Origin of the sequence: Pseudomonas sp. R32, assembly GCF_009866705.1 — a bacterium.
GTDB classification, from domain to species: Bacteria; Pseudomonadota; Gammaproteobacteria; order Pseudomonadales; family Pseudomonadaceae; genus Aquipseudomonas; species Aquipseudomonas donghuensis.
In genome coordinates, this window is record NZ_CP019396.1 from 3,779,688 (window position 1) to 3,792,127 (window position 12,440).

A 12,440-nucleotide genomic window follows, 5' to 3' on the forward strand; every position below is an offset into this window, starting at 1 on the left:
CGAAAGGCTGCAAGGCGGTCTGTGAGTGTCACGGATTGCCCTGCCCTACTGCAAGTCTAGATGGCGACCGCTTTGCGGTCGATCGCCGGCAAGGCCGGCTCCCACAGAGTCGGCGGCGATTGCACTCCCTGTGGGAGCCGGCCTTGCCGGCGATGGGCCGCGAACAGCGGCCCCAAGCTCAATCAGCGCTTGTCTTCGACCTTCCAGGCATTGCCGTCATAGAACGCACGCCAGCCGGTCGGCTTGCCGTCGACCTCGGTCTGCACGTACTGCTCCTTGGTCTTGCGGCTGTAGCGGATGACCGCCGGGCGACCGTCCGGGTCCTTCTTCGGCGCCTCGCAGAGGAAGTGATACTTCGGATCGATCTCATCCTTGTGCGGGATGATCTCGATCACCAGGGGTGCACGGGTCTCGCGGTTTTTCGGGAACTGGCTGGCAGCCAGGAACAGCCCCGAAGCACCGTCACGCAGCACGTAGGTATCGTTGACCTTCTCGCACTTGAGCTCCGGCATCTTCACCGCATCCATCTTCGGCGGCGCCGCCTCGCCACTCTTGAGCAGCTTGCGGGTGTTCTTGCATTCGGCGTTGGTGCAACCGAAGAACTTGCCGAAACGGCCAGTCTTGAGCTGCATCTCGCTACCGCACTTGTCGCACTCAAGGCTCGGCCCTTCGTAGCCCTTGATGCGGTAGTTGCCTTCTTCGATCTCGTAGCCGGTGCAATCGGGGTTGTTACCGCAGATGTGCAGCTTGCGCTTCTCATCGAGCAGGTAAGCATCCATGGCCGTCGAGCAGATCGGGCAGCGGTGCTTGTTGAGCAGCACGCGCGATTCCGATTCACCCTCGTCGTCGGCGGCGATTTCATCGCCCGGGACCAGGTTGACGGTGGCCTTGCAACGCTCTTTGGGCGGCAGGCTGTAGCCCGAGCAGCCGAGGAACACGCCGGTGGAGGCGGTGCGGATCATCATCGGCCGGCCACATTCCTTGCAGGCAATGTTGGTCAGGGTCGGCTGGTTGGCACGCATGCCCTTCTCGCCGTCTTCGGCCAGCTTCAGCTTGTTGCTGAAGTCGCCGTAGAACTCGTCCAGCACGTTCTTCCAGTCGCGCTCGCCCTGGGCCACGTCATCGAGGTTCTCTTCCATGCCGGCGGTGAAGCCGTAGTCCATCAGGTTGGAGAAGCTCTCGGACAGGCGCTCGGTGACGATGTCGCCCATCTTCTCGGAGTAGAAGCGGCGGTTGTGCAGGGTCACGTAACCGCGATCCTGGATGGTCGAGATGATCGCAGCATAAGTCGAAGGACGACCGATACCGCGCTTTTCCATCTCCTTGACCAGGCTGGCTTCGGAGTAACGCGCCGGCGGCTTGGTGAAGTGCTGGCTCGGGTCGAGCTGGATCAGCTTGAGTACTTCGCCCTGGTTCATTTCCGGCAGCACATCGTCATCGCCCGGCTTGCTCTGTTGCGGCAATACCCGGGTGTAACCGTCGAACTTGAGGATGCGGCCCTTGGCGCGCAGCTCGAAGTTGCCTGCGGTGACGCTGACGGTGGTCGACAGGTACTGCGCCGGTGGCATCTGGCAGGCCAGGAACTGGCGCCAGATCAGCTCGTACAGACGCTCGGCATCGCGCTCCATGCCACTGAGCTTGGTCGGATGGGTGTTGACGTCGGATGGACGAATCGCTTCGTGCGCTTCCTGGGCACCCTCTTTGCTGCCGTAGACGATCGGCGCTTCGGGCAGGTACTTCTTGCCGAACTCGCTTTCGATGTAGCTGCGAGCCATTTCCACCGCATCGACCGAGAGGTTGGTCGAGTCGGTACGCATATAGGTGATGTAGCCGGCTTCGTACAGACGCTGGGCCATCATCATGGTTTTCTTCACGCCGAAGCCCAGGCGGTTGCTCGCGGCCTGCTGCAGGGTCGAGGTGATGAACGGCGCCGACGGCTTGCTGCTGGTCGGGCGGTCTTCACGCTTGGCCACGGTGTAGCTGGAGGACTTGAGCTGCGCCAGCGCTGCCATGGCCTGGGCTTCGTTGAGCGGCTTGAAGGCTTCGCCGTTCTCGCGGGCCACTTCGAAACGCACCTTGGCGTCCTTGGCGGTACCCAGGTCGGCGTGCACTTCCCAGTACTCTTCAGGGATGAAGGCACGGATCTCGCGCTCACGCTCGACCACCAGCTTCACCGCCACCGACTGCACGCGGCCGGCGGACAGGCCGCGGGCGATCTTGGCCCACAGCAGTGGCGAAACCATGTAGCCCACCACGCGATCGAGGAAGCGTCGCGCCTGCTGGGCGTTGACCCGGTCGATATCCAGCTCGCCAGGCTGCGAGAACGCTTCCTGGATGGCTTTCTTGGTGATTTCGTTGAACACCACGCGCTTGTAGCGGCTGTCATCACCACCGATGGCTTCGCGCAGGTGCCAGGCAATGGCTTCCCCCTCGCGATCCAAGTCGGTTGCGAGATAGATGGTGTCGGCATCTTTGGCCAGGCGACGCAGTTCGTCGATGACCTTCTCCTTGCCCGGGAGAATCTCGTATTTGGCTTTCCAGCCGTGGTCAGGGTCGACGCCCATGCGTGCGACCAACTGCTTGCGCGCCTTCTCTTTTGGCGACAGGGCCGGCGCTTCGCCTGCGGCGGCCTTGCCGCGCTTGGCGGCAGGCTCCTTGCTGGCGCTGGCCGAACCGCTGGTGGGCAGGTCTCGGATATGGCCGATACTCGACTTCACCACGTACTGGCTGCCCAGGTACTTGTTGATGGTCTTGGCCTTAGCCGGGGATTCCACAATGACCAGCGATTTGCCCATGGATCGGAAAATTCCTGAATACTGAAAATAAAAACACGGCAGGTACCTGACGCGGCACCGCTATATATAGTGGCAACAGAGTGAGGTCAAGCGCGGGGCTCTAGCCACCCTCGGCATCGGGCCGGGAAAACAGCTCGGTTTCAGCCTTGACCAAAGCAAAGCGCGGCACTTGCTCGCCGTCAACCTCGACCGACTCGAGGAACATCGAAAGCGGTCGCACCCACAGGCCGAATTCACCGTACAGCGCCTGGTAGAACACCACCCACTCCTCGGTTTCGGAATGGCGTGCGGTGCCGAACACACGATACTCAGGCCCCTTGTAATGCCGGTATACGCCTGGTTGTATCTGCATGTTGCTCACCCTCTTGAAAAAAAATTCCTGCAAAAACAAAAACCGGGGCACCAGGCCCCGGTTTCCACCCGCCGAACGCTTAAACGCGTTCGAAGATGGTGGTGATGCCTTGGCCCAGGCCGACGCACATGGTCGAAACGCCGAGGGTCCCGCCATTCTGCTTCATGACGTTGAGCAGAGTGCCGGAAATCCGCGCACCGGAGCAACCGAAAGGATGGCCCAGGGCGATGGCGCCGCCGTGCAGGTTAACCTTCTCATCCATCTTGTCGAGCACTTTCAGATCCTTCAGCACTGGCAGGGCCTGTGCGGCGAAGGCTTCGTTGAGCTCGAAGAAGTCGATATCGGCGATGGACAAGCCCGCACGCTTGAGGGCTTTCTGGGTCGCCGGAACCGGACCGTAGCCCATGATTGCCGGGTCGACACCGGCCACGGCCATGGAACGGATCACCGCCAGAGGCTGGATACCGAGGTCCTGGGCACGCTGGGCCGACATGACGATCATGCACGAGGCGCCGTCGGTGATCTGCGACGAGGTGCCGGCGGTCACGGTACCACCTTTGGGGTTGAAAGCAGGCTTGAGGGCCGCCAGGCTTTCCAGGGTGGTGTCCGGGCGAATGGTTTCGTCGTAGTCGAAGACCTTGAGGAAACCGTTCTCGTCGTAGCCCTGCATCGGGATGATTTCATCCTTGAACTTGCCTTCGACCGTCGCCTTGTGGGCGAGCTGGTGCGAACGCAGGCCGAACAGGTCCTGCTGCTCACGGCTGATGCCGTGCATCTTGCCAAGCATTTCGGCGGTCAGGCCCATCATGCCCGAGGCCTTGGCGGCGTACAGCGACATGTGCGGGTTGGGGTCGACACCGTGCATCATGCTGACGTGGCCCATGTGCTCGACACCACCGACGACGAAGACATCACCGTTGCCGGTCATGATCGCCTGCGCCGCGGTGTGCAGCGCGCTCATCGACGAGCCGCACAGGCGGCTGACGGTCTGGCCGGCAGCGGTGTGCGGGATCTGGGTCATCAAGGAGGCCATGCGGGCGATGTTCCAGCCCTGCTCCAGGGTCTGGTTGACGCAGCCCCAGATGACGTCCTCGACTTCGCTCGGATCGACCTTGGCGTTGCGCTCCAGCAGCTTGCTGATCAGGTGCGCGGACATGTCTTCGGCGCGGGTATTGCGATGCATGCCACCCTTGGAGCGGCCCATCGGGGTGCGACCGAAGTCGACAATCACCACGTCTCTTGGATTCAGGCTCATATATTCACTCTCGCTCTATATCGTTGGGCGCTTAACCGAAGAAGCTCTGGCCGTTCTTGGCCATTTCACGCAGCTTCGCGGTGGGGTGATACAGCGGACCCAGATCGGCGTATTTGTCGGCCAGGGCAACGAATTCGGCTACACCGATCGAGTCGATGTAACGCAGCGCGCCGCCACGGAAAGGAGGGAAACCAATACCGTAGACCAGGCCCATGTCGGCTTCGGCGGCGGTGTCGACGATACCGTCTTCCAGGCAGCGAACGGTTTCCAGGCACAGCGGGATCATCATCCAGTTGATGATGTCTTCGTCGCTGACTTCACGTTGCTCGTAAACGATCGGCTTGAGCACGTCGAGGACTGCCGCGTCAGCGACTTTCTTCGGCTTGCCGCGCTTGTCGGTCTCGTAGGCGTAGAAGCCCTTGCCGTTCTTCTGGCCCAGGCGCTTGGCTTCGTAGAGCACGTCGATGGCCGAACGACGGTCGTCCTTCATGCGGTCCGGGAAGCCTTCGGCCATGACGTCACGGCCGTGATGGCCGGTGTCGATACCGACCACGTCCATCAGGTAGGCCGGGCCCATTGGCCAGCCGAATTTTTCCATGATCTTGTCGATGCGCACGAAGTCGACACCGGCGCTGACCAGCTTGGCGAAACCGCCGAAGTACGGGAACAGTACGCGGTTGACCAGGAAGCCCGGGCAGTCGTTGACCACGATCGGGTTCTTGCCCATCTTCTTGGCATAGGCCACGGTGGTGGCAACCGCCACTTCGCTGGACTTCTCGCCACGGATGACTTCAACCAGCGGCATCATGTGCACCGGGTTGAAGAAGTGCATGCCGACGAAGTTTTCCGGACGCTTGAGGGCCTTGGCCAGCAGGTTGATGGAAATGGTCGAGGTGTTGGACGCCAGGATCGCGTCTTCCTTGACCTGGCCTTCCACTTCAGCCAGCACTGCTTGCTTGACCTTCGGGTTCTCGACCACGGCTTCGACGACGATGTCGACGTTGCCAAAATCGCCGTAGGACAGGGTCGGGCGAATCGCGTTCAGCGCTTCGGCCATTTTCGCCGGGGTCAGGCGGCCTTTTTCAACGCGCTTGCCGAGCAGCTTGGAGGCTTCGTTCAGGCCCAGCTGGATGGCGCTTTCGTTGATGTCCTTCATCAGGATCGGGGTGCCCTTGACCGCCGACTGGTAGGCGATGCCGCCCCCCATGATGCCGGCGCCGAGCACGGCAGCCTGCTTCACGTCGCGCGCGATTTCGTCGTGGGCCTTGGCTTTGCGCTTGAGTTCCTGGTCGTTGAGGAACAGGCCGATCAGGCTCTCGGCAACCGAGGTCTTGGCCAGTTTGACGAAGCCTGCGGCTTCGACTTCCAGGGCCTTGTCACGACCGAAGTTGGCGGCCTTCTGGATGCTCTTGATCGCTTCGACCGGCGCCGGGTAGTTCGGGCCAGCTTGACCGGCGACGAAACCCTTGGCGGTTTCGAACGACATCATCTGCTCGATGGCGTTGAGCTTGAGTTTTTCCAGTTTTGGCTGGCGCTTGGCCTTGTGGTCGAGCTCGCCGCTGATGGCGCGCTTGATCAGGTCAAGGGCCGCAGCCTGCAGCAGCTCAGGGGTTACCACGGCATCGACGGCGCCGACTTTCAGCGCGTCTTCAGCACGGTTTTCCTTGCCGGCGGCAATCCACTCGATGGCGTTGTCGGCACCGATGATACGCGGCAGGCGCACGGTACCGCCGAAGCCCGGGTAGATGCCCAGCTTGACTTCCGGCAGGCCGATCTTGGCGCTGGTGGCCATGACGCGGTAGTCGGCAGCCAGGCACATTTCCAGACCGCCGCCCAGGGCGATGCCATTGATTGCGGCAACGGTCGGCACGGCCAGGTCTTCGAAATCGCTGAAAATCCGGTTGGCTTCCAGGTTGCCGGCGACCAGTTCGGCCTCGGGCAACTTGAAGTTATCGACAAACTCGGTGATGTCCGCGCCGACGATGAATACGTCCTTGCCACTGCTGACAATCACGCCTTTGATCGATGCGTCGGCTTTGATGGTGTCTACGGCCTGACGCAATTCGTTCAGGGTAAGACGGTTGAACTTGTTGACGGACTCACCCTTGAGGTCGAACTTCAGTTCGACGATGCCGCTTTCAAGAGCCTTAACCGTGATGGCTTTACCTTCGTAAATCATCAACTGATCTCCACGATATGGAAGCTGAACTGTACACGCCGATCGCTGGTGAAAGATCCGGCCGGCCATTGGCCGTTGTTGCCGAACCCTTGCTCCAGGCACACCCGCCAGCGCGATAGTCGGGATTCTGTAAGAGCCGTCTGACAATACAAACGCTCAATTCATACGCCCGTTTGATTTGGGTATGCACACATTCAACGAAAAGATCGCCGTTGTCAAATACCCAAAAGCACCGTGAAAACGCGACTTTCCGGTCATTTTCTGCTGACAGGGGGCAAACGGCCGCTCTGCTGATGGCACGCCATTCAGCGCTGCGATAGTGGTCAATGGCTTACACGCGCTGATCATCGATCAACGCGAAACAAGAGAGGGAGTAGGCAGCAAATTGCCGCTGGATGGCTACACTGCAAGGGACTGAAACATTACACCGGCCTGCCTGGCCTGTCCGCCCGATCTGTGCATCGGGCTTTTTATTGATAGCGATCAGGCCAGGGCGTTGAGCACTGCGGCAATATCCTGCAATACAGCCGTTTCACCGCGCTCACCCCAGTACAAGGCAACCATCTGCGGGCCCGCCTCGACTTTGTAGACACTCTCCGGCAAGCGCGCCAACTGCTCGGCATGCGCGGCATCGGCGCAAGGCTCGCGCCACTGGTTGAGCCACACGCCGGGGGTGGTCTGCCAGTAGCACCAGCTGTCGCTACGGCCCTGGCGTCGTGGCCGCAGGTACTGTGCGCATGGGCTGGGCGGCTCCTTGGGCAGCCAGTGCGGCCACTCCTGGGGCGCCAGTTGCATGGCCAGGCCCATGCGCCGGGCTTCCATGCGCAGGGCCATCTGGCCGCTTTGCTTGCGCGAAGGACGCAGCCAGGCCAAAGGGCTGAGAATCAGCGCAAGGATTGACACCACTACCCAGACCGTCATATCAGTTGTTCCCACAAAGCGTTGCAAATGAGCTGGTTAGCCGTGATTCGAAGCGATCAGCCTGAAACCGACCATACTTTACCTATCGCGACTGTCAGGAGAGCTTCTCATGCCCTACGAACACATACTGGTTGCCGTCGACCTGACCGAAGAATGCGATCCGGTCATCAAGCGCGCCATGACACTGGCCGAGCCGACACAGACCAAGGTTTCCCTGGTACATATCGTCGAGCCCATGGCCATGGCCTTTGGCGGCGACGTGCCGATGGACCTGTCCCAGCTGCAACAGCAACAGTTCGACCAGGCCAAGGAGCGCATGGATCGTCTGTTCAACAAGTACCCGGGCATCAACCGCGGTGATTCGCACCTGACCTACGGCCAGCCGCGCCAGGAGATCCACCAACTGGCCAAGGACCAGAAGTGCGACCTGATCGTGGTCGGCAGCCATGGCCGCCACGGCCTGGCCCTGCTGCTGGGTTCTACCGCCAACGACGTGCTGCACGGCGCACCCTGCGATGTGCTCGCGGTACGCCTGCAGAAAAAAGCCGAGTAACACCCGGGTGGGCCCGCGCAGGCTCATGCGCCGGGCCCTGCCCTTCAGCTGTCGAGTTCGGCCCAGCGCTCGACCAGCACATCCAGCTCGGCCTGCATCTTCTCCAGGCTCGCCAGTACCGCACTGGTCTGCTCGATCGGGCGCTGGTAGAAGGCCGGGGCAGAAATCTCTTCCTGCACCGCCGCCATCTTCTGCTCCAGCACATCGATCTGGCCCGGCAAGGCTTCCAGCTCGCGTTGCAGCTTGTAGCTGAGCTTTTTCTTTGCCGTTTCAGCCACTGGCGCCGCTACCGGCGCAGGCGCCACGCTCTCGACCACAGCGGTGTTGAGTTCGGACTTGCCCGACTTGCTCTCGGTAACCCCGAGCAACTTCGGCGAACCGCCCTGGCGGATCCAGTCCTGGTAACCACCGACGTACTCGCGCACCTTGCCCTCGCCTTCGAACACCAGGGTGCTGGTCACCACGTTGTCGAGGAAGGCCCGGTCGTGGCTGACCATCAGCACGGTGCCCTTGAACGCCGACAGCACTTCTTCGAGCAGCTCGAGGGTCTCGACGTCGAGGTCGTTGGTCGGTTCGTCGAGCACCAGCAGGTTGGCCGGCTTGCTGAACAGCTTGGCCAGCAGCAGGCGCGCACGCTCGCCACCGGACAGGGCCTTGACCGGGGTCCGGGCGCGCTGCGGGCTGAACAGGAAGTCGCCCAGGTAGCTCAACACGTGACGGCTCTGGCCATCGATATCGATGAAGTCGCGACCTTCGGCGAGGTTGTCGATCACGGTCTTTTCCAGGTCCAGCTGATGGCGCAGCTGGTCGAAATAGGCCACTTCCAGGCGGGTGCCGGACTCGACCTTGCCGCTGGTGGGCTCAAGATCACCGAGCATCAGCTTGAGCAAGGTGGTCTTGCCGGTACCGTTGGCGCCAAGCAGGCCGATACGGTCTTCGCGCTGCAGGACCATGGAGAAGTCCTTGACCAGCTGCGGGCCACCCGGATGGTTGAAGCTGACGTTCTCCAGGACCATCACCTGCTTGCCGGACTTCTCCGCGACATCCAGCTGGATGTTGGCCTTGCCCTGACGCTCACGACGCTCGCTGCGCTCGACGCGCAGGGCCTTGAGGGCGCGCACACGGCCTTCGTTGCGGGTACGCCGGGCCTTGATACCCTGGCGGATCCACACTTCTTCCTGGGCCAGCTTCTTGTCGAACAGCGCGTTGGCGGTTTCTTCGGCCGCCAGTGCCGCTTCCTTGTGTACCAGGAAGCTGGCGTAGTCGCCGTTCCAGTCGATCAGGCCGCCACGATCCAGTTCGAGGATGCGTGTGGCCAGGTTCTGCAGGAAGGAACGGTCGTGGGTGATGAACAGCACGGCACCACCGAACCCGCTGAGGGCATCTTCAAGCCAGGCAATGGCACCGATGTCCAGGTGGTTGGTCGGCTCGTCGAGCAACAGCAGGTCGGGCTCGGACACCAGCGCCTGGGCCAGCAGCACACGGCGGCGCCAGCCACCGGAGAGCTCGGCCAGGGTCTTGTCGGCCGGCAGTTGCAGGCGGCTCAGGGTGCTGTCGACCAGTTGCTGCAGGCGCCAGCCATCGCGCGACTCGAGGTCGTGCTGGACGTGCATGAGCTTTTCCAGGTCGGCATCGCTGTGGATGTTCTGGCTCAGGTGGTGGTACTCAGCCAGCAAGGCGCCGACGCCATCGAGGCCTTCGGCGACCACGTCGAACACGGTACGGCCGTCGGCCACCGGCAACTCTTGCGGCAGCTCGCCGATCTTCAGGCCCGGGGCACGCCAGACATCGCCTTCATCAGGCTTCTGATCGCCCTTGACCAGACGCAGCATGCTCGACTTGCCTGTGCCGTTGCGGCCGATGATGCACACCCGCTCACCACGGGCGATCTGCCAGGACACCTTGTCCAACAACGGCGTGGCGCCGAACGCAAGGGACACATCGCTTAATTTGAGCAGGGTCATGATCTTCTCCAAAAACCGGGCGCGCATTCTACCCGACTTGGGCCGGCTTCACATTAAGCAGCGCGTCCTTCAGTACCTTCCGACGACAGGCCGCTTCTTTACAAGCAGATACAAGCACAATGCTTTCATCCGCCTGCGGCAACCGGCTAAGCTAAGGCAATGCAACTCCAACAGTGCTGGCTTCGCCGTCACTTTTCATGGTCAAACTGCCCGGAAGTCTCATGCGCAGCCGCCTGCTCCACCTCGTATCCAGCCTGCTTCTCACTGCCTCGGCGGTGGGTGTCGCCCAGGCCACCGACATCACCCAGCAACGTCAATATTACGATGAAGCCAAACGCGCCCTGGCCAAGGGTGACAAGGGGCCCTACCTGCGCTATGCCGATGCCCTGCGCGACTACCCGTTGACGCCTTACCTGGCCTACGACGAGCTGACCGCCCGGCTGAAAACCGCCAGCAACGCCGAAATCGAGAAATTCCTCGGCGCCCACGGCGACCTGCCCCAGGCCAACTGGATGAAGCTGCGCTGGTTGCGCTGGCTGGCCGAGCGTGGTGACTGGGCGACGTTTACCAAGTACTACGATCCGAAACTCAATTTCACTGAACTGGACTGCCTCAATGGCCAGTACCAGCTCAGCCATGGCCAGCGCGCCGAAGGCTTTGCCAGCGCAGAAAAACTCTGGCTGGTCGGCAAGTCGCAACCCGCGGCCTGCGACGCCCTGTTCGAGCGCTGGGCCGCCGAAGGCCAGTTGACCGAGCAAAAACGCTGGGAGCGCGCCAAGCTGGCGGCACAAACCCGCAATTATGCGCTGGCCAATACCCTGGTCAAAAGCCTCAACACCCTGGCGCCGCAAGGCCGCCTGCTGATCGACGTGGCGCAAAAGCCCGAACTGCTCAACCAGCCCGGGCGCTTCACCCCGGTCAACGAGGCGATGTCCGACGTGGTCAGCCTGGGCCTGCGCCGCCTGGCCCGCCAGGACCCGGAGCGGGCCATGATCCTGCTCGATGACTACGCCAGCCGCATGCATTTCTCCCGCGACGAGAAAGTTGCCATCGCCCGCGAGATCGGCCTGACCCTTGCCCGCCGCTACGACCCGCGCGCCCTGGACCTGATGACCCGCTACGATCCGGAGCTGCGCGACAACACCGTCACCGAGTGGCGCCTGCGCCTGCTGCTGCGCCTGGGCCGCTGGGAAGATGCCTACGCGCTGACCAAGCGCCTGCCGCAAGACCTGGCCAGCAACAACCGCTGGCGCTACTGGCAGGCGCGCAGCCTGGAGCTGGCACAGCCGAAGGACCCGCAAATCCCGCTGCTGTACAAAACCGTGGCTCGCGAGCGTGACTTCTACGGCTTCCTGGCCGCCGACCGCTCGCAAACGCCTTACCAGTTGAACAACAAGCCGCTGGTGCTGAGCCAGCAGGTGGTCAACAAGGTCCGCAACACCCCGGGGGTCAAGCGCGCACTGGAATTCCACGCCCGCGGCCAGATTGTCGACGGGCGTCGCGAGTGGTACCACGTCAGCCGCCACTTCAACCGTGACGAGATGGTCGCCCAGGCCAAGCTGGCCTACGACATGCGCTGGTACTTCCCGGCCATTCGCACCATCAGCCAGGCCAAGTACTGGGACGACCTGGACATCCGCTTCCCGATGGCCCACCGCGACACCCTGGTGCGTGAAGCCAAGGTACGTGGGCTGCATTCGAGCTGGGTGTTCGCCATTACCCGCCAGGAAAGCGCGTTCATGGACGACGCCCGCTCAAGCGTCGGCGCCAGTGGCCTGATGCAACTGATGCCGGCCACCGCCAAGGAGACCGCGCGCAAGTTCAGCATCCCGCTGGCTTCGCCTGCGCAGGTGTTCAACCCGGACAAGAACATCCAGCTGGGCGCCGCCTACCTGAGCCAGGTGCACAGCCAGTTCAACGGCAACCGGGTACTCGCCTCCGCCGCCTACAACGCCGGCCCCGGCCGCGTACGCCAGTGGCTGCGCGGCGCCGACCACCTGAGTTTCGATGTCTGGGTCGAGTCGATTCCGTTCGACGAGACGCGCCAGTACGTGCAGAACGTGCTGTCGTACTCGGTGATCTACGGGCAGAAGCTCAATTCGCCACAGCCGCTGGTGGATTGGCATGAGCGGTATTTTGACGATCAGTGATCGTCCAGCCCATCGCCGGCAAGGCCGGCTCCCACAGGATTGGCAGTGCCCTCAGGGATGGTGCAAGACCTGTGGGAGCTGGCTTGCCAGCGATGAGGCCGGTCCAGCTTGCACATAACGCGGCGCCTGGATTGCGACCGCTGCGCGCTCGATCGCCGGCAAGTCCGGCTCCCACAGGATTGGCAGTGCGCCCAGGGGCGGTGCAAGACCTGTGGGAGCTGGCTTGCCAGCGATGAGGCCAGCCCTGCTTGCACATAACGCGTCGTCTGGA

At 62.3% G+C, this 12,440-nt stretch carries 8 protein-coding genes; 2 read left to right on the top strand and 6 right to left on the bottom strand.

The genetic code is table 11. From position 1 onward, the window contains the following. Positions 1-182: 182 nt before the first annotated feature. The 5 genes from topA to PspR32_RS17580 all read right to left on the bottom strand — a co-directional run bounded on the left by topA (position 183) and on the right by PspR32_RS17580 (position 7,502). Positions 183-2,795, bottom strand: coding sequence for a type I DNA topoisomerase (topA, locus tag PspR32_RS17560; protein WP_010226976.1), 2,613 nt, complete (start codon positions 2,793-2,795; stop codon positions 183-185). 100 nt (positions 2,796-2,895) lie between these two features. Continuing rightward, positions 2,896-3,147, bottom strand: coding sequence for a DUF1653 domain-containing protein (locus PspR32_RS17565; RefSeq protein ID WP_010226982.1), 252 nt, complete (start codon positions 3,145-3,147; stop codon positions 2,896-2,898). A 79-nt stretch (positions 3,148-3,226) separates the two neighbouring features. Beyond that, positions 3,227-4,402 (bottom strand): acetyl-CoA C-acyltransferase FadA, encoded by a 1,176-nt coding sequence (gene fadA / locus PspR32_RS17570; protein WP_010226989.1) that lies wholly within the window; start codon positions 4,400-4,402, stop codon positions 3,227-3,229. 31 nt (positions 4,403-4,433) lie between these two features. Beyond that, the gene (gene fadB, locus PspR32_RS17575) at positions 4,434-6,581 is read right to left on the bottom strand and encodes a fatty acid oxidation complex subunit alpha FadB (protein WP_010226991.1); all 2,148 of its coding nucleotides are present in this window, start codon (positions 6,579-6,581) and stop codon (positions 4,434-4,436) included. A gap of 483 nt (positions 6,582-7,064) precedes the next feature. Beyond that, a complete protein-coding gene (locus PspR32_RS17580; protein WP_010226993.1) occupies positions 7,065-7,502 on the bottom strand; it encodes a hypothetical protein in 438 nt (145 codons plus the stop codon). 109 nt (positions 7,503-7,611) lie between these two features. On the opposite strand from PspR32_RS17580, the gene PspR32_RS17585 reads away from it, so the two are divergent. Then, positions 7,612-8,055 carry a universal stress protein gene (locus tag PspR32_RS17585; protein ID WP_010226995.1) on the top strand — a complete coding sequence of 148 codons (444 nt, stop codon included), beginning with the start codon at positions 7,612-7,614 and terminating at the stop codon, positions 8,053-8,055. A gap of 44 nt (positions 8,056-8,099) precedes the next feature. Here PspR32_RS17585 and PspR32_RS17590 read toward each other — a convergent pair whose 3' ends face one another. Next, entirely contained in the window at positions 8,100-10,019 is a 1,920-nt protein-coding gene (locus PspR32_RS17590; RefSeq protein WP_036996410.1) for an ATP-binding cassette domain-containing protein, read from the bottom strand. 221 nt (positions 10,020-10,240) lie between these two features. Here PspR32_RS17590 and PspR32_RS17595 point away from each other — a divergent pair, with 221 nt between their 5' ends. Then, entirely contained in the window at positions 10,241-12,169 is a 1,929-nt protein-coding gene (locus PspR32_RS17595; RefSeq protein WP_159388960.1) for a transglycosylase SLT domain-containing protein, read from the top strand. The last annotated feature ends 271 nt before the right edge of the window (positions 12,170-12,440 follow it).

Bases quoted from the DNA above. Each gene is read 5' to 3' on its own strand.
- fadA (WP_010226989.1), bottom strand. From the start codon at position 4,402: ATGAGCCTGAATCCAAGAGACGTGGTGATTGTCGACTTCGGTCGCACC.
- topA (WP_010226976.1), bottom strand. From the start codon at position 2,795: ATGGGCAAATCGCTGGTCATTGTGGAATCCCCGGCTAAGGCCAAGACC.
- PspR32_RS17565 (WP_010226982.1), bottom strand. From the start codon at position 3,147: ATGCAGATACAACCAGGCGTATACCGGCATTACAAGGGGCCTGAGTAT.
- PspR32_RS17595 (WP_159388960.1), top strand. From the start codon at position 10,241: ATGCGCAGCCGCCTGCTCCACCTCGTATCCAGCCTGCTTCTCACTGCC.
- PspR32_RS17585 (WP_010226995.1), top strand. From the start codon at position 7,612: ATGCCCTACGAACACATACTGGTTGCCGTCGACCTGACCGAAGAATGC.
- PspR32_RS17580 (WP_010226993.1), bottom strand. From the start codon at position 7,502: ATGACGGTCTGGGTAGTGGTGTCAATCCTTGCGCTGATTCTCAGCCCT.
- fadB (WP_010226991.1), bottom strand. From the start codon at position 6,581: ATGATTTACGAAGGTAAAGCCATCACGGTTAAGGCTCTTGAAAGCGGC.
- PspR32_RS17590 (WP_036996410.1), bottom strand. From the start codon at position 10,019: ATGACCCTGCTCAAATTAAGCGATGTGTCCCTTGCGTTCGGCGCCACG.